At 71.3% G+C, this 16,834-nt stretch carries 15 protein-coding genes, 1 tRNA gene and 1 pseudogene; 13 read left to right on the top strand and 4 right to left on the bottom strand.

Annotation, left to right across the window (positions count from 1 at the left end):
• Positions 1-5: 5 nt before the first annotated feature.
• From ACZ4EF_RS30745 to ACZ4EF_RS30715, 7 genes are all read left to right on the top strand, one after another.
• Positions 6-476 (top strand): Lrp/AsnC family transcriptional regulator, encoded by a 471-nt coding sequence (locus ACZ4EF_RS30745; RefSeq protein ID WP_093716663.1) that lies wholly within the window; start codon positions 6-8, stop codon positions 474-476.
• A 41-nt stretch (positions 477-517) separates the two neighbouring features.
• Positions 518-1,165 carry an ABC transporter permease gene (locus tag ACZ4EF_RS30740; protein ID WP_355343051.1) on the top strand — a complete coding sequence of 216 codons (648 nt, stop codon included), beginning with the start codon at positions 518-520 and terminating at the stop codon, positions 1,163-1,165.
• A complete protein-coding gene (locus ACZ4EF_RS30735; protein WP_467507333.1) occupies positions 1,158-2,453 on the top strand; it encodes a betaine/proline/choline family ABC transporter ATP-binding protein in 1,296 nt (431 codons plus the stop codon). Before ACZ4EF_RS30740 ends, ACZ4EF_RS30735 begins: the two co-directional genes overlap by 8 nt.
• Entirely contained in the window at positions 2,450-3,397 is a 948-nt protein-coding gene (locus ACZ4EF_RS30730; protein ID WP_391163963.1) for an ABC transporter permease, read from the top strand. The genes ACZ4EF_RS30735 and ACZ4EF_RS30730 overlap by 4 nt, the downstream gene beginning before the upstream one ends.
• Positions 3,394-4,365, top strand: coding sequence for a glycine betaine ABC transporter substrate-binding protein (locus ACZ4EF_RS30725; RefSeq protein ID WP_391163964.1), 972 nt, complete (start codon positions 3,394-3,396; stop codon positions 4,363-4,365). The genes ACZ4EF_RS30730 and ACZ4EF_RS30725 overlap by 4 nt, the downstream gene beginning before the upstream one ends.
• Before the next feature lie 145 nt (positions 4,366-4,510).
• Complete coding sequence (locus tag ACZ4EF_RS30720) at positions 4,511-5,122, top strand: winged helix-turn-helix domain-containing protein (RefSeq protein ID WP_188284047.1); 612 nt, start codon at positions 4,511-4,513, stop codon at positions 5,120-5,122.
• Between the two features lie 164 nt (positions 5,123-5,286).
• On the top strand, positions 5,287-6,612 hold the full coding sequence (locus ACZ4EF_RS30715) for an MFS transporter (RefSeq protein ID WP_355343039.1): 1,326 nt from the start codon (positions 5,287-5,289) through the stop codon (positions 6,610-6,612).
• A 7-nt stretch (positions 6,613-6,619) separates the two neighbouring features.
• On the opposite strand, the gene ACZ4EF_RS30710 is transcribed toward ACZ4EF_RS30715, so the two are convergent.
• The 4 genes from ACZ4EF_RS30710 to ACZ4EF_RS30695 all read right to left on the bottom strand — a co-directional run bounded on the left by ACZ4EF_RS30710 (position 6,620) and on the right by ACZ4EF_RS30695 (position 12,253).
• Positions 6,620-7,414: a S16 family serine protease gene (locus ACZ4EF_RS30710; protein ID WP_355343036.1), complete on the bottom strand. Its 795-nt coding sequence runs from the start codon at positions 7,412-7,414 to the stop codon at positions 6,620-6,622.
• Between the two features lie 472 nt (positions 7,415-7,886).
• Entirely contained in the window at positions 7,887-8,627 is a 741-nt protein-coding gene (locus ACZ4EF_RS30705; protein WP_355343033.1) for an IclR family transcriptional regulator, read from the bottom strand.
• A 242-nt stretch (positions 8,628-8,869) separates the two neighbouring features.
• Positions 8,870-10,660, bottom strand: coding sequence for a DEAD/DEAH box helicase (locus tag ACZ4EF_RS30700; protein ID WP_467507329.1), 1,791 nt, complete (start codon positions 10,658-10,660; stop codon positions 8,870-8,872).
• A 180-nt stretch (positions 10,661-10,840) separates the two neighbouring features.
• Complete coding sequence (locus ACZ4EF_RS30695; RefSeq protein ID WP_467507361.1) at positions 10,841-12,253, bottom strand: MFS transporter; 1,413 nt, start codon at positions 12,251-12,253, stop codon at positions 10,841-10,843.
• Positions 12,254-12,565: 312 nt separating this feature from the next.
• On the opposite strand from ACZ4EF_RS30695, the gene ACZ4EF_RS30690 reads away from it, so the two are divergent.
• The 6 genes and pseudogenes from ACZ4EF_RS30690 to ACZ4EF_RS30665 all read left to right on the top strand — a co-directional run bounded on the left by ACZ4EF_RS30690 (position 12,566) and on the right by ACZ4EF_RS30665 (position 16,746).
• Positions 12,566-12,640 (top strand) — tRNA-Cys (locus ACZ4EF_RS30690).
• A 288-nt stretch (positions 12,641-12,928) separates the two neighbouring features.
• A complete protein-coding gene (locus ACZ4EF_RS30685) occupies positions 12,929-13,120 on the top strand; it encodes a hypothetical protein (protein ID WP_355343280.1) in 192 nt (63 codons plus the stop codon).
• Complete coding sequence (locus ACZ4EF_RS30680) at positions 13,104-13,631, top strand: DUF6879 family protein (protein ID WP_467507327.1); 528 nt, start codon at positions 13,104-13,106, stop codon at positions 13,629-13,631. The genes ACZ4EF_RS30685 and ACZ4EF_RS30680 overlap by 17 nt, the downstream gene beginning before the upstream one ends.
• Positions 13,628-14,503 (top strand): helix-turn-helix domain-containing protein, encoded by an 876-nt coding sequence (locus tag ACZ4EF_RS30675; protein ID WP_467507325.1) that lies wholly within the window; start codon positions 13,628-13,630, stop codon positions 14,501-14,503. The genes ACZ4EF_RS30680 and ACZ4EF_RS30675 overlap by 4 nt, the downstream gene beginning before the upstream one ends.
• Before the next feature lie 226 nt (positions 14,504-14,729).
• Positions 14,730-15,831: pseudogene (locus ACZ4EF_RS30670) on the top strand (methyltransferase domain-containing protein).
• Positions 15,832-16,062: 231 nt separating this feature from the next.
• Complete coding sequence (locus ACZ4EF_RS30665; protein ID WP_467507323.1) at positions 16,063-16,746, top strand: NADPH-dependent F420 reductase; 684 nt, start codon at positions 16,063-16,065, stop codon at positions 16,744-16,746.
• Positions 16,747-16,834: the final 88 nt, after the last annotated feature.

Here is a 16,834-nt window from a genome sequence, read left to right as displayed (position 1 = left end):
GGGGTATGGGGATCGACGCGCTGGACGGGCGGCTGATCACGCTGCTGGACCGGGAGCCGCGGATCGGCGTGCTGGAGGCGTCCCGGCGGCTGGGGGTGGCGCGCGGCACGGTGCAGGCGCGGCTCGACCGGCTGAGGGCCAATGGGGTGATCCGCGGCTTCGGCCCGCAGGTGGACCCGGCGGCGCTCGGCTATCCGGTGACGGCGTTCGCCACGCTGGAGATCAAGCAGGGCCAAGGGGCCGACGTACGGGCGCACTTGACCACCGTGCCGGAGGTGCTGGAGCTGCACACCACGACCGGTCAGGGCGACATGCTCTGCCGTCTGGTGGCCCGTTCCAACGCCGATCTCCAGCGGGTGATCGACCGCGTTGTCGGCTTTGATGGGATTGTCCGGGCCGCCACGGCCATCGTCATGGAGAACCCGGTCCCGCTGCGGATCATCCCGCTGGTGGAGCAGGCGGCGCGCGACACGTAGACGCGCCACGCGGTCGAAGGAGACGGGGAGGTGGCGGCGCGGTGAGCTTCTGGCAGTACCTCTCCAACCGGCACCAGCAACTGCTCACCGACGCCTTCCAGCACGCCAGCGCGGTGTTCCAGTGCATGGTGCTCGCGACCGTGATCGGCGTCCTGATCGGTGTCCTGACCTACCGCAGCGACTGGGCGGGCAATCTCGCGGTCACCTCGACCGCGACCATCCTCACCATCCCGTCGCTGGCACTGATCGGTCTGCTGATCCCGGTCCTGGGCCTGGGCGTGCCGCCGACGGTGACCGCGCTGACGCTGTACGGGCTGCTGCCGGTCGTCCGCAACTCCATCGTCGGGCTGCGCGGTGTGGACCCGGCGCTGGTGGACGCGGCCAAGGGCATCGGCATGTCGCGGGTGGCCCGGCTGCTGCGGGTGGAGCTGCCGCTGGCCTGGCCGCCGATCCTGACCGGTATCCGGGTCGCCACCCAGATGCTGATGGGTATCGCGGCGGTGGCCGCGTACGCCTCGGGCCCCGGCCTCGGCAACGAGATCTTCCGCGGCATCGCGTCGCTGGGCAGCGCCAACGCGCTCAACGAGGTGCTGTCCGGCACGCTCGGCATCATCGTCCTCGCGCTGCTCTTCGACGCCGCGTACGTGGGCATCGGCCGTCTGACCATTCCGAGGGGGATCCGTGTCTGAGCAGTGGTCACCGCAGGACCGGGAGCAGCCGGCGCCCGCCGGGGTGGCGGGCGCCACCATCGAGCTGGAGAACCTGACCAAGCGCTATCCGGGCAGCCAGGACCCGGCCGTGGACAGCGTCAGCATGGAGATCAAGGCCGGTGAGACGGTGATCTTCGTGGGCCCTTCCGGCTGCGGCAAGTCCACCACGCTGAAGATGATCAACCGGCTGATCGAGCCGTCGTCCGGGCGGATCAGGATCAACGACGAGGACGTCACCGCGATCGACCCGGTCAAGCTGCGCCGCAAGGTCGGGTACGCCATCCAGTCGTCCGGTCTCTTCCCGCACATGACGGTCGCGGAGAACATCGCGCTGGTGCCGAAGATGGTCGGCTGGAGCAAGTCGCGGGTCAAGGACCGGGTCGAGGAGATGCTCGACCTGGTGGGCCTGGACCCGCGGGAGTTCCACGGCCGCTACCCGCGCCAGCTCTCCGGCGGACAGCAGCAACGCGTGGGCGTGGCACGGGCGTTGGCGGCCGACCCGCCGGTGCTGCTGATGGACGAGCCGTTCGGCGCGGTCGACCCGATCACCCGCGACCACCTCCAGGACGAACTGATCAGGCTCCAGCACGAGTTGCACAAGACGATCGTCTTCGTCACGCACGACTTCGACGAGGCCATCAAGCTCGGTGACCGGATCGCGGTGCTCCGCGAGCACTCGCACATCGCCCAGTTCGACACGCCGGAGGCCATTCTCACCAACCCGGCCGACGACTTCGTGTCCGGCTTCGTCGGCGCCGGCGCGGCGCTCAAGCGGCTCAATCTCACCCGCGTGCGCGATGTCGGCATCGCCGAATTCCCCGCGGTGGGCGTCGACGAGCCGTTGCAGTCGATCTTCGAGCGGCTGCGCACCAGCCAGCACAACGAACTGCTGCTGCTCGACCGGCGGCGCCGCCCGTACAAGTGGCTGCGGCGCGGCGATCTGATGCGCGCCAAGGGGTCGTTGGCGCGGGCGGGCACGGTCGTGCACGACACGGTGACGCGGGACGCGACGCTGCGGGACGCGCTGGAGGCGGTGCTGACCGACAGCGGCGGGCGGGTGGCGGTGACCGGGCGACGCGGCGAATTCGTGGGCGTGGTCGACATGGAGACGCTGATGAACTCGGTGCAGGAGATGCTGGAGGCCGACCGGCTGACCGCGATGGAGCACCAGCACGAACTGGCCGAGTCGCAGGCCGGGCAGGGGCACGAGGAGGAGCGGGCACGCGCCGAGCAGGAGGGCGCGGCGGGCGCGGAGCCGGCGTCATGAGCCCGGACAGCCCGGACCGCGCGACGGGGGCCAGCCGCGCCGACGGCGGCCGGTCCCACCCGTCGGGCCGGGACACCCGCGACGCCGGGGAGCGCCGTCCCCCCGGCGAGCACGACGTGCGCGGCCTGGCCTTCCGCGACGACGACGGCGGTACGGAGCACGAGGAGCACGAGGGCGGGCCCGCGCCCGCCGCGACCAGGCCGAAGCCCAAACTGACGTGGCGGAAGCTGGTGTTCACCCCGGTCGTGCTGGCCGCCGTGCTGCTCGCCACGTATCTGTGGATCACCAACATCCACCTGGACGCGATCGAGAAGAATTCGCTCGACGACGGCAATGTGCAGCTCCGGCTCTGGCAGCACGTGAAGCTGACCGCGATCTCCACCTTCTGGGTGCTGGTGATCGCCATCCCCGTCGGCATCGCGCTGACCCGGCGGCGGCTGCGCAGGGTCGCGCCGTTCGTGACCGCGCTCGCCAACATCGGCCAGGCCACCCCGGCGATCGGCCTGCTGGCGCTGCTGGTGATCTGGCTGGGCATCGGCGCCCGCACCGCGATCATCGGCATCGTGGCCTACGCGGTGCTGCCGGTGCTCTCCAACACCGTCGCGGGGCTCAAGGCCATCGACCCGACGCTGGTGGAGGCCGCGCGCGGCATCGGCATGTCGGCGCCCGGCGTGCTCGCCAAGGTCGAACTGCCGCTCGCCGTACCGCTGATCCTCGCGGGCGTGCGGACCGCGCTGGTGCTCAACGTCGGCACCGCCACGCTGGCCACCTTCGGCGGGGGCGGCGGCCTCGGCGACCTGATCACCTCCGGCATCGTCAACCAGCGGATGCCGGTGCTGATCCTCGGCTCGGTGCTGACGGTGGTGCTCGCGCTGTTCGTGGACTGGCTGGCCTCGGTCGCCGAGCAGTTGATGCGCCCCCGCGGCCTGGAGGTGACGGCGTGACGCGGCGGCGTACGGGGCTCGTGGCGCTCTGCGGCGCCGCCCTGCTGGCGTCCTGCGGGCTGACCAGCGGCAGCCCGCTGGTGGACAACGTCAAGCCGGGCTCGATCGGGCAGGGCGAACCCCTCAAGGGCGCCCACCTGGTGATCACGTCCAAGAACTTCAGCGAGAACATCATCCTGGGCGAGATGATCGGCCTCGCCTTCAAGGCGGCGGGCGCGAGCGTGCTGGACCGGACGAACATCACCGGCTCGATCGGCGCCCGCGAGGCGGTCAAGTCCGGTCAGGCGGACGCGATGTACGAGTACACCGGCACCGCCTGGATCACGTATCTGGGGCACACGGAACCCATCAAGAACCCCCAGGCGCAGTGGCAGGCCGTGCACGACGCGGACCTGAAGAACGGCCTGACCTGGCTGCCGCCGTCCACGCTGAACAACACGTACTCGCTCGCCGTCAGCCAGCGCAACAACGCGAAGTACCACCTCAAGACGCTCTCCGACGTGGCCGCGCTGGCGAAGAAGGACCCCAAGGCCGTGACGCTGTGCGTGGAGAACGAGTTCGCCTCCCGGCAGGACGGGCTGCCCGGCATGATGAAGGCGTACGACATGGACATCCCCAGCTCGCGGATCCAGAAGATGGACGCGGGGATCATCTACACCCAGGTGAACAAGAGCGGTTCCTGCCTGCTGGGCGAGGTGTACACCACCGACGGCCGCATCCAGTCGATGCACCTGACCGTCATGGAGGACGACAAGCACTTCTTCCCCAACTACAACGCGGCGCCCGTCATCTACAGCAAGGCGTTCAAGAAGTACCCGGCCATCGCCAAGCTCCTCGACCCGATCAGCGCCAAGCTGGACACGGCGGTCGCGCAGAAGCTGAACGCCCAGGTGGACGTGGACGGGCAGGACCCGCACGACGTGGCGAAGAAGTGGCTGATCGCGGAGGGCTTCATCAAGAACGGGTGAGGGGGCCCTGCGGGGCTCGGGGGGGGTACGGCTCGCGGGGTACGGGCCGGGGGTACGGCTCGGGGGTACGGCTCCGGGGTGGATGCAAAGCTATTTTGCAAAAGAGCGTTGCAAAGGTGCTTTGCACGCGCTTAAGGTGGTGTCCATGACGGACAAGAAGGACGCGGTGCCGATCGGCCCGATCTCGGACGAGGATCTGCTGACCCTCGACGCCAGGTCGCTGCGCGGCCTCGCCCACCCGCTGCGGATGCGGCTGCTGGCCGCGCTGCGCGACCGAGGACCCGCCACGGCCTCCCAACTGGCCGACCGGCTCGGCGAGTCCAGCGGTGCGACCAGCTACCACCTGCGCCAGCTCGCCTCGTTCGGCCTGGTCGAGGACGACCCCGGCCGCGGCACCGCGCGCGAGCGCTGGTGGAAGGCGGTGCACCGGGGCCAACGCTTCGACAGCATCGGGGAGTTCGTCCGGCACCCCGACCCCGAGGTGCGCGCCGCGATGAGCACCTTCCTGGTCGAGCACGCCACCAGCAGCGCCGAGCAGGTGGCGACCTGGATGAGCACGATGCACACCTGGCCGAAGGTCTGGCAGGAGGCGTGGGACTCCAGCCGCTTCACGCTGCGCCTCACGCCGCAGGACGCGGTGGAGCTGAGCGAGCGGGTGCACGCGCTCGTGGAGTCCTTCCGCGAGCGGGAGACGGACGGGCCGGAGGGTGAGCGGGTCCGGGTGCAGTTCCACGAGTTCCCGATCGCGTCCGACTGACCCCGCTCCCCCGCGCCGCGCGCGCCGTCACCGCACGCGCAGCCGTATCCGTACCCGTATCCGTACCGGCTCCCTGTCCGTACCGGCTCCCTGTCCGTACCGGCCCGTAATTCCGTAGCTCCGTCACTCCGTATCAACGACCCATCGTCACGGGGGAATTCGCCATGCCCGCACGCACCGCGATACCGCACGCCCACCACCGGCCCGACGGGTCGGGACCGGCCCGCGACCGGCGCCCGCTGGGGGTGCTGCTGGCCGCCAACGTGGTCTCGATCGCCGGGAACATGCTCACCGTCGTCGCCGTCCCGTGGTTCGTGCTGGAGACCACCGGGAGCCCGGCGCGGGCCGGTCTGGTCGCCTTCGCGGCCACCCTGCCGGTCGTGCTCGCCGCGATCCTGGGCGGCCCGCTGATCGACCGGCTCGGCTACGCGGTCACGAGCGTCGTGTCGGACGTGGTGTGCGCGGCGGCCATGGCGGCCGTACCGCTGCTGCATCTGACCGTCGGGCTGCGCTACTGGGAACTGCTCGCGCTGGTCGGCGTCAGCGGCCTCTTCCACGCCCCCGGCGAGACCGCCCGCGAGGTGCTGATGCCCCGGCTCGCCGCACGCGCCGACACCACCGTGGCGCGGGCGTCGAGCGCGTACGAGGGCGCGTCGCGCGGCGCCCGTATGCTCGGCGCCCCGCTGGCTGGCGTGCTCATCTCGGTGATGGGCGCCACCAATACGCTGCTGGTCGACGCGGCGACCTTCGCGGTGTCCGCGGTGCTGATCGGGATCGGGGTACGGGACCGGACGCCGGCGGAGGCGCCGGAGCCGCCGAAGGAGTCCGCCGGCAGTTACCGGGCCGAACTGCGCGAGGGATTCGCCTACTTGGTGGCCGCGCGGCTGCTGTTCGCCATCGTGGTGATGGTGATGGTGACCAACGCGCTGGACCAGGCGTGGTCGGCGGTGCTGCTGCCGGTGGACGCCCGCGAGCACCTGGGCGGTTCGGTGAGCGTCGGCCTGGTCGCCGGGACCTTCGGCGGCGGCGCGCTGATCGGCTCGCTGACGTACGGCGTCGTCGGCCACCGGGTGTCGCAACGCGGCCTCTACATCGGCGCGTTCCTCATCAGCGGCTTCCCCCGGACGGCCGTGGCCGCCTTCGTGCCCGGTCTGACCCCGCTCCTGGTCACCTGCGCGGTGTGCGGGCTGGCCGCCGGGGTCCTGAACCCGATGATCGGCACCGAGATGGTCCGCCTGGTCCCCGAGCGGCTGCGCAGCCGCGTCTTCGGCGCCGTCACCTCCGGCGTCCTGGTCGCCGTGCCGCTGGGCGGCCTGCTCGGCGGCTTCCTCGTCCAGTACGCGGGCCTGCGCACCGCCATGGCCACCGTCAGCGCCGTCTATCTGCTCACGACGCTGAGCCCGCTCGTCCTGCCCGCCTTCCGGCACTGGAACGACGAGCCCGGCGACGAGCCCGCCGTGTCGCCGGGCGCCGCGCGGGCGTCGGTCTAGCCGCCGTCTAGCAGGTCGGCAGCTTTCCGCCCTTGTCCAGGGCGGCCAGGGCCGCCAGCGCGCCGTCCAGGTCGTTGACCGGGACCAGCCTGAGCCCGTCGGGCAGCTCCGCCTTGGCGTCGGAGCACTCACCGCGCGGTACGAGGAAGACGGTCGCGCCGTCGCGGCGGGCGGCCTGCTCCTTCAGCGGCACCCCGCCGACCGCGCCGACCTTGCCCGAGGCGTCGATGGTCCCGGTGCCCGCGATGGTCCGGCCGCCGGTGAGGTCGCCGCCGTGGCCGTCGCCGTTGATCTTGTCGATGATGCCGAGTGCGAAGAGCAGCCCGGCGCTGGGGCCGCCGACGTCGGCGAGCTGGAGATCGACCTTCACCTTGGACGGTGAGAGCCCGAGGTGCTTGAGCGCGGCCGTCGTCGCCGCGTCCTGCGAGTCGGTCATCTCCTTGCGGTTCGCCTTCTCGATCTCCTTCACCGAGCCGCCGGTGGGATAGACCGAGTCGCGCGGCATCGCCGCCTGGTCCTTCTTGAACCACGCCTTCAGCACGTCGGTGACGTGCACCGAGGCGTCCGGTGACGTCGCCTGGATCGTCACCATCCGCAGTTGCCCGCTCGTCCTACGCACCGGTGTCCCGCTCACCGTGATCACCTGAGTCCCCTGGTCCGCCCCCAGCACGTTCGCCGTCAGCCCCGGCTCCACGATCGAGATCGGGAGCGGGGCGAGGGCCGCGACGGCCAGCAGCCCGGCCGTGACTGCTCCGCAGACGGCCAGAGTCACGGTCCGCCGGGAGACGCTGCTTCTACGCATGCCGCCGACCCTATTTCACACCCCCCGCCCTCGCGGCCACGCCCCCGTACGACCAGCGCCCCGCCAGGGGCGCGAGGAACTGCGCGAGCAACCCACCACCGGCCGGTGGCCCGGACCCAACCGAACAGCCCCGCCGGGACCGGCAAAGCAACCGCCCCGGGGCCGGGCCCCCGCTGCCCGCACGCACGCACGACCAGCGCCCCGCCAGGGGCGCGAGGAACTGCGCGAGCAACCCACCACCGGCCGGTGGCCCGGACACAACCGAACCGCCCCACCGGGGCGGGTGGTGACCCGCGGCACCCCGCGCAGTCCCCCGCGCCCCGGGGCAGCGGCCCAAAACGCGTAGCTGGCGTCCCAGCAAAGGAGCCGCCCTTGGGCCGGGCCCGTGAAGACGCGTAGCCGACGTCCCGGCAAAGGACCCGGCACGGGCCCGGGGGCCTGGGGGCGCACCCTTGTGGGGAGGCTCAGCGCCCTAGCGCAGGGCGTCGGCGACCTCCGTGGCGGCCTCCACGACGCGCGCACCGACCCTCTCGGGGACCGAGTCGGCGAGCATGACGACGCCGACGCTCCCCTCGATGCCGGGGACGCCCAGGAGGGGCGCGGCGGCCCCGCTGGCGCCGGCCTCCAGCTCGCCGTGGGTGAGGACGTACCGGACCGGCTCGGTGGCGGTGACGGTGTGGGCGGCGGGCGGCCCCTCGGCCGGGCGGGCGCCCAGGGACTCCTCCTCGACGAACCGCTCCCAGCGCGACCCGTCGGGCGTCGGCTGCATGCCCCGCCCGGCGAGGATGGCGCGCCCCGCGGCCCCGCGGTCCAGCGGGTGCCGGAAGCCGGTGCGATAGGCCACGTGGTAGTCGGTCCAGGTCGGCTCCACGACGGCGACGGCCAACGCCTCACTGCCGTCGACGAGGGTCAGGTGGGCGGTCGCCCCGATCTCCTCGGCGAGCGAGCGCAACGCGGGCAGTGCGGCCTCGCGCAGCAGCGGGTGCACCTGGTGGGCCAGACCGAGCACGCCCAGTCCGACGCGCGCCCGGCCGCCGAGGTCACGGCGGACCAGCGAATGCTGCTCCAGCGTGGCCAGCAAGCGGTAGACCACCGTCCGGTTCACACCGAGTTTGGCGGCCAGCTCGGTCACCGTCAGGCCGTGGTCGGTGTCGGCGAGCAGCTTGAGAACCCGCAGGCCCCGGTCAAGCGTTTGAGACGTCTCCGCGGTCACGACGCCCCCTCCTCGTAGGCGGCGGCCATCTCCACGGCGGTAACGCACTGCCGGTCCCGCGGCAGTGCGCGGAGAGGCCGCCGGTAGTCGTCATACCGGCTGCGCTCCGCGGCTGCACTGCCACGGCGCGTGCGTGACCGGCACCGTAGCGAGCGGGTACCGCTCAGCGGAAGGGGTCGTCCACAATCCGGGCGTCGGCTTGACCCGACTTTGGAGATCCACCCTCTACAATACGGCCGACATCATCGCATTCGGGTCGCCCACTCCTGCACCTTCTTGATCCGCTCGCCGAGCTGTCCCGCCGTCGCCTCGGCGCTCGGCGGCCCGCCGCACACACGGCGCAATTCGGTGTGAATCACCCCGTGCGGCTTACCGCTCTGATGGTTGTACGCGGCCACGAGCGTGTTCAACTGCTTGCGCAGTTCGAGCAGTTGGCGGTGGGTGACGATCGGGCGCCGCTCGGCGGGGAGTTCGAGCAGATCGGCCTCTTCGTCCGGCTTCTTCCGGCTGTGGGCGATCTGCCGGGCCTGCCGCTTCTGCAGCAGTATCTGGACCTGGTCCGGTTCGAGGAGTCCGGGGATGCCGAGGTAGTCCTGCTCCTCCTCGCTGCCCGGATGCGCCTGCATGCCGAACTCGGCCCCGTCGTACAGCACCCGGTCGAAGACCGCGTCGGACTCCAGCGCCTCGAAGGGCAGCATGTCCTCCTCGGTGGCCTCGTCCTCGGCCTTCTCCGCGTCCGCGAGGAGCTTGTCCTCCTCCGCGAAGGGGTCCTCCTCGCCCTGCTTCTTGGGCTTGTCGAGCACGTGGTCGCGCTCGACCTCCATCTCGTTGGCGAATTCCAGCAGCATCGGGATGGTCGGAACGAACACCGACGCCGTCTCGCCGCGCCGCCGCGACCGTACGAAACGGCCCACGGCCTGCGCGAAGAACAGCGGCGTCGAGATCGTCGTGGCGTACACGCCGACCGCGAGGCGGGGCACGTCGACGCCCTCCGACACCATCCGGACCGCGACCATCCACCGGTCCTCGGACTCGCTGAACTTCTCGATCCGCTTGGAGGAGCCGGGGTCGTCGGAGAGCACGACGGTCGGCTTGTGCCCGGAGATCTCCTTGAGCAGCTTGGCGTAGGCGCGGGCCGAGTCCTGGTCGGTGGCGATCACCAGGCCGCCCGCGTCCGGGATGCCCTTGCGGACCTCGGTCAGCCGCTGGTCGGCGGCCTTCAGCACGTTCGGGATCCAGTCGCCGGTCGGCGCGAGCGCGGTCCGCCACGCCTGCCCGATGGCGTCCTTCGTCATCGGCTCGCCCAGGCGCGCCGCGATCTCGTCGCCCGCCTTGGTGCGCCAGCGCATGTTGCCGCTGTAGCTGAGGAAGATCACCGGGCGCACGACGCCGTCGTTGAGCGCGTTGCCGTACCCGTACGTGTAGTCGGCGGCGCTGCGGCGGATGCCGTCGTTGCCCTCCTCGTACACCACGAAGGGGATCGGGTTGGTGTCCGACCTGAACGGCGTCCCGGTCAGCGCCAGCCGCCGCGTCGCCGGGTCGAACGCCTCCAGGCACGCTTCGCCCCACGACTTGCTGTCGCCCGCGTGGTGGATCTCGTCCAGGATCACCAGCGTCTTGCGCTGTTCGCAGCGGTTGCGGTGCAGCATCGGCCGCACCCCGACGCCCGCGTACGTCACGGCGACGCCGTGGTACTCCTTGCCGACGGGGCCCGCGCTGTACTCCGGGTCCAGCTTGATCCCTATCCGCGCCGCCGCGTCCGCCCACTGCGTCTTCAGGTGCTCGGTGGGCGCCACCACCGTGATCTGCTGCACCAGGTGGTTGTGGAGCAGATACGACGCCAGCGACAGCGCGAAGGTGGTCTTCCCGGCGCCGGGTGTCGCCACCGCGAGGAAGTCCCGCGGCTGCTTGGCGACGTACGCGTCGATGGCCCCCTGCTGCCAGGCCCGAAGCTTGTTCGCCGTCCCCCAGGGCGCGCGCCCGGGGAAGGCGGGAGACAGATGGTGCGGGTGCGATGCGGCGGTGGTAGTCACGGTCTCCGTTGAGGTTCGTCTCGCGGCGGGTCGGTACGAAAACCGCCTCAGCCTACCGGCCGCACCCCCTCACCCCCGTCCCGACGCCACCGCGCCGCCCGTGTGCGACTCAGCTCACATACGGGCGCGCGGACGCCGTCTCGTACGGTGATACGCCGTCCCGGGCGCAGGCGGTCGGTCTCACGCCGATTTCGGGTGGGGGCGCAGGCGGGCCGCTACGAAGGCGCCCACGAGGGCCAGGGCGGCGGCGGGGAGGAAGACGGCGGCGAAGGCCGCGGGGTGTGCCGTCGTGGTGGTGCTCGCGTCGGCGGTGGCGCCGACCGTGCCGCCGCCGAGGGCGGCGAAGACGGTGCCGGCGGCGGCGACCAGGAGGACGTTGGAGAGGGCGTCGGAGACCTGGAGGGCGGCGGAGTTGGCACCGGCCTCCGCGGGGGCGGACTGCTCCAGCATCAGCACGCTGAGGGTGGAGATGACCAGGCCCATGCCGAGGCCGCCCGCGCACCAGGCGACGGCCACGATCCACACCGGTACGGACTGGACGAGCGCGAGGGAGGCGCCGCAGATGGCGGCGGCGGACAGCACCATGCCGAACTGCGCGAGGCGTTCGCGGACCGGTGCCAGGCGCGGGCGGGCCTGGACGTACGAGCCGAGCGCCCAGGTGAGCCCGGCGCCCGCCAGCGACAGACCCGCCATGGTCGCGGACAGGCCGCGCTGGGTGACCAGCATCAGCGGGATGAAGCTCTCGGCGGCGATGAAGGTGCCCGCCGCGATCCCGCGCATCAGGATCACCGTGGGCAGCCCGCGCACCGCGCGGAAGGTGCCGGGCGGCAGCAGCCGCAGCGCGGACGGTACGAGCAGCACGATGCCCGCGACGGCCGGTATCACCGAGAGCGGGCTGATGTCCTGGCCCGCGTACTGCAACAGCGCCGCGCCCGTCGCGAGCGCCACCGCGTACCAGATCCGCCGCCCGTCCCGTACGGGCGGCGCGACCGGCTCGGGGGCCTCGGGCAGCGTCTCGGGGGCCGGGTCGGGGGCGTGCGCGGCCCGCCGCAGGGGCGGCAGCATGACGGCGAGCGGCAGCGCCACCAGGACCGGGATGGCCAGGAACACCCAGCGCCAGCCGAGGTGTTCGGTGACCGTCCCCGACACCAGCGGCCCGACGATCGACGGCACCACCCACGACGCCGCGAAGGCGGCCATCACCGAGGGCCGCAGCCGTTCCGGATACGCCCGGCCGACCACCACGTACAGCGCGACGATCACGAGCCCGCCGCCGAGCCCCTGCACGGCCCGGCCGAGCACGAACGGCCACATCGACTGCGCGGTCCCGCTGATCACCAGTCCCGCCGCGAAGCCGCCGATGCCCGCCGCCAGCGGCGGCAGCGGCCCCGACCGGTCGCACCACTGCCCGCTGACCACCATCGCGAGCAGCGACGTCGTGAAATACCCCGAGAACGCGAACGCGTACAGCCCGAGACCGTCCAGCTCCCGCGCCGCGATCGGCATCGCCGTCCCCACCGCGGTCGCCTCGAACGCGATCATCAGCACCACCGACACGATGCCCAGGGTCAGCGCGCGGTACGACCGCCCCATCACGCCTTCCGGCGCGGCCGGGGCGGTCTCGGGGTCGATTCCAGGAAGCCGCTGGTCACGGCGAGTGTCGGAGGCAGTCACCAGCCAAGGGTAAGGGGCATCAGCCCCTTTCACCCCTGCCCTGCGACCCCCTTTCCCTCCGCCTTTCGCCCTACGCCCCGCCCTCGTCCCACCTCCGTCCCGGCCGCCTTCCCGCCCCGGCCCGCGCCCCCGTTCATGAACGCCGTATGGCAGTCCCGTTGCACCCCCTCCCCCACCCTTGACCCACCCCCGCCCCACCCGCGAAGGTCGAACCACACCGCACACACACCTGGCCGTGTGCCCGAGTGGTTGAGGGACTCGCCTGCAAAGCGAGTTACGCCGGTTCGATTCCGGTCACGGCCTCCATTGCCTGATATGGCGAAAGAAGAGGGCGGCACCCGTACGGGGTGCCGCCCTCTTCTTGTGTGCTGTCGTCTCCTGCGACGTGCACGATCCGGAGCACTCGAGCTTGAGAGAGCGGGCCTCAGTGCTCGTGGCCGGGAGGTCGCCGACATGAGCGTCCAGCGAGGCGAAACCGGAGGACTGTGATTCGGTCCATGCGGGTTTCCTGTTGTGGAAACCCGCATCCCTTGCGCCGGGGGACGGTCACTCGGGAGCATCGAACACGACACCGTCTCTTCCCTGGGGGCAGCAGTGGAGCTGACACGACTCGTCGGATCGTGCGACGACGGCGATTGTCCGACGCTGTACGTGACCGACCGGGGCACCCTCGCAGTGCAGGGGCCGCACATCACCGAGCACGGTCGGAGCATCCCCGCTCACGAAGGCATGGTCGAAATCCCTGTGGAACTGATCAGAAAGGCCATCCGTGACGGGCTCCTCTAAAACGCTCGGCGAGATGTTCTCGCAGTTCGAGCGGGAAGCGTTCCGGCTGGAAACGCTGGGCGACTACAGCAAGTCCGGTGGTGTGACCGCCTATCACGCCTTCCTCGCAGGGGAGAATCAGCCGGAGGACTACCGAGACGCTGACTGGGTCACGACGGTCCGCGAGATCACCCGGGCCGGGAAACGCATCTATCGGGTACACATCTTGTCACGGCCTCTCACACCGTACCTGCGATTCGAACTGGGCTGGGGATACCAGCGGAACATGACGGCCGGTGAGGAATTCTTCATCCTCGACACCACCGAGACGGAGAACCCGCTGCCGCAGGCCCCTGACTTCTGGCTGTTCGACGGCAGGACGGCGGCGGCCATGACGTACGACGGCGCTGGGAAGTTCCTCGGCGTGGACGTCCACGAGGCGGCGGATGCCGACGAGTTCGGGGCGTACCGCGATGTGGCGCTCGCACACGCGAGGCCCTTCACCGACTGGTGGGCCGAGTTCGGCGAGTGAACAGATCAGAACTGGGCGCCGCGCTGCGGGCGTTGCGGCAGGCCTCCGGGCAGGAAGCGAAGGCTGTGGCCCGCGGCGCCGTCATGTCCACCAGTAAGCTGAGCAAGATCGAGAACGGCCGCACCGCGCCCGGCGTCATCGACGTGGAGCGCATCCTCACGGCATTGGGCGTGTCCGAAGAGGTCAAGGCGGAGTACCTCGCCGTTGCGCGGGCCGAGGCCACAGAGGCCGTCGCCTGGCGCCTCTACCGCCGTCTCGGATATCACCGCAAGCAGCAGCAGATCAAGGCGTTGGAAAACTCGATGACGCTGCTGCGGCTGTTCCAACCGTCGCTGATTCCGGGCCTGTTGCAGACACCCGAGTACGGGCGGGCGGTGCTCTCCCGCAAGGAGCTGGGCGACGAACAGTTGGCACGTACGGTCGCCGCGCGACTCGATCGCCAGAGCGTGCTGTACGACAGGACGAAGACCCTGCGGTTCGTCGTCACCGAGCCCGTACTGCGCTGGCTGCTCGTTCCGCCACCGGTGATGGCCGGCCAACTGGACAGGCTCATCTTCCTGTCCGGGCTTCCCAACCTCGACATCCGCGTCGTCCCGCTCACCGCAGCACAAAAATACGCACCCGGTCACTCCTTCGTCATCCGCGACAACCGTATGGTCACGGTCGAGACGCTGCACGCCGAAATGGCGGTGACCGATCCCAGGGACGTCGCTCTTTACGTGAAGAAATTCGAGCACTTCTCCTCGGGCGCCCTCGCCGACGACGCCATGCGCGACTTCCTCACGGCTGTTCGCGACGAATTCTTGCGCGAACAGGAAACGCCCTGGACACCGCACTCCGCCTCCCAGGATTCTGGACACGACAGCGAATAGGGCGGAAGGCCGAGCAAAGGAGATGTGCCGTGGAGAAGACTCCGCGAGGAATTCGTGCCGGTGGAGAGGGAGACGGGCAGCCGGGGACGCCGTGGACGCCGCCGGAGGAGCCGCCGAATCCGGATGGGTCCACGCCGCCCGGGGACGGGACGCATCGGAAGTGACATCGATCGAACGGGGCCGGGGCTGGGCCGAGTTGGGGCGGTCGCTTCTCGCGGCGGGGGTCATGACGGACGATTGGGCGGCGGCTTTCGCGGCGGTGCCGCGGGCGGCGTTTCTGCCCGAGGTGATGTGGCCGTTCGACCTCAGCGCACAGGTCAGTGTGGCCGTGAGCAGGGCGGAGGACCCGGCGGCGTGGCTGGGGTACGCCGAGGCCGATGTGCCGATCGTGACGCAGTGGGACGACGGGCGGCACAGCGGGACGGCGCCGGGGAAGGTGTCGACGTCGTCCGCGTCGATGCCGTCCGTCGTGTTCGCCATGCTCGGCGACCTGGAGGTGCGGCCCGGGCACGCGGTGCTGGAGATCGGCACCGGGACGGGGTGGAACGCGGGGCTGCTGACGCACCGGCTCGGCGGCGAGAAGGTGACGACCGTCGAGGTGGACGCGGCGGTGGCGGCAGCGGCCCGGGAGTCGCTGCGAAGGGCGGGGCTCGGCCCGACGGTGGTGACGGGGGACGGATACGGCGGGCACCTGCCGGGCGCGCCGTACGACCGGGTCATCGCCACGTGCGGGATGCGCGAGATCCCGTACGCCTGGGTCGAGCAGACGGCACCCGGCGGGATCGTCGTGGCGCCGTGGGGGACGCATTACGGGAACGGTGACGCCGTGGCACGGCTGGTCGTCGGGGACGGGGTGGCGTCGGGGCGGTTCACGCGGCTGGTGGAGTTCATGAAGCTCCGCGCCCAGCGGAGGGCTGCCGTACGGCACGGCGATGACGTATCGAAGGAGGGCACGGACGGCGCCGACGCGTCCACGACCACCGTCACCGAGGCGGAATTCCTCACCGGGCGGTACACCGCGGGCCCCTTCGCGTTGGGGCTGCGGGTGCCCGGGTGCGTGCAGGCCGCGGCCGAGAAGCGCGGGGACACGCGGCCGGTCTGGTTCTACGGTCTCACCGACACGTCGTGGGCCGTCGTGACCTTCCGCGACGGCCGGCCCGCGTCCACCCACCAGTACGGACCGCGTCGGCTGTGGGACGAGGTGGAGGCCGCCTTCCGCTGGTGGACGGGCCGGGGAAAGCCCGGGGGTCGAGCGCTTCGGGCTGACGGTCGACGTCGACGGGCAGTACGTGTGGCTGGACGATCCGGCCGAGTCCTGGGGTATCTGAGCGACATCACTCTCCAGGCACGAAGCGGGGAGAGGCTCCTGGACGGCTTCCGGGCCGGGCCGGAGCCCCTGCCGGAGACGCCGCCGAAGGCGAAAACCCTGCCCGCGCCACCCCTGACCGCCGCCCAGCTCGGCGACGTGCTCCTCGCACTCGGGCCGCACCGGCGCCGCTGACAGGGTGAACGACCGGACCGGCGGAAATACTGACGTGGCCGTGGCGGTTGCCGCCGGCATGGCGACTTTGGGACTGATCGGCAGCGGAAACATCGGCGGCACCCTGGCCCGGCTGGCGGTCGACAGCGGGCTCGATGTGGTGCTCAGCAACTCCCGGGGGCCGGAAACCCTCGCGGACCTCGTCGCGGAGCTCGGTCCACGAGCCCGCGCGGGCACGGGGGCGGAGGCCGCCGCCGCCGGGGACTGGGTGGTGGTGACGGTCCCGGTCAAGGCGTACCCGCGGATTCCGCGGGAGCCGCTGGCGGGCAAGACCGTGATCGACACCGGCAACTACTACCCGCAGCGCGACGGCGACATCGCCGAGCTGGTCGAGAAGAAGACCACCGACAGCGGGCTGCTCCAGGGGTATCTGGACGGTGCCCACGTGGTGAAGGCGTTCAACAACATCTTCTTCAAGCACCTGGCGGCGCTGCCGCGTCCGGCGGGAGCGGCCGACCGCAGCGCCCTGCCCATCGCCGGTGACGACGCCGACGCGAAGGCGCACGCCGCTGAGCTGCTCGATCTGCTCGGCTTCGACACCGTGGACGCCGGGCCGCTCGCCGAGGGCCGGCGGTTCCAGCCCGGCACGGCGGCGTACGGGCTGCCCTACGCGGACAAGTCGGTCGCCGACTTCATGGCCGAGCCCCCCGCGCCGGCCTCCGTCGCCGACATCGAGGCGGCCCTGGCGGCGGCGGAGAGCTGAAGCCGGGCCCGAAGCCGGGCCGCCCGTCCGCTCCCGCCGCGATTGGCCCAGGGATTTGGGGCGGGAGTGGTACAACGGCGCGGGGCGA

It is taken from the genome of Streptomyces sp. NPDC025721 (assembly GCF_055558595.1).
Note: the sequence above shows the minus strand (reverse complement) of the source record. Positions and strands in the feature narration are given on the sequence as shown.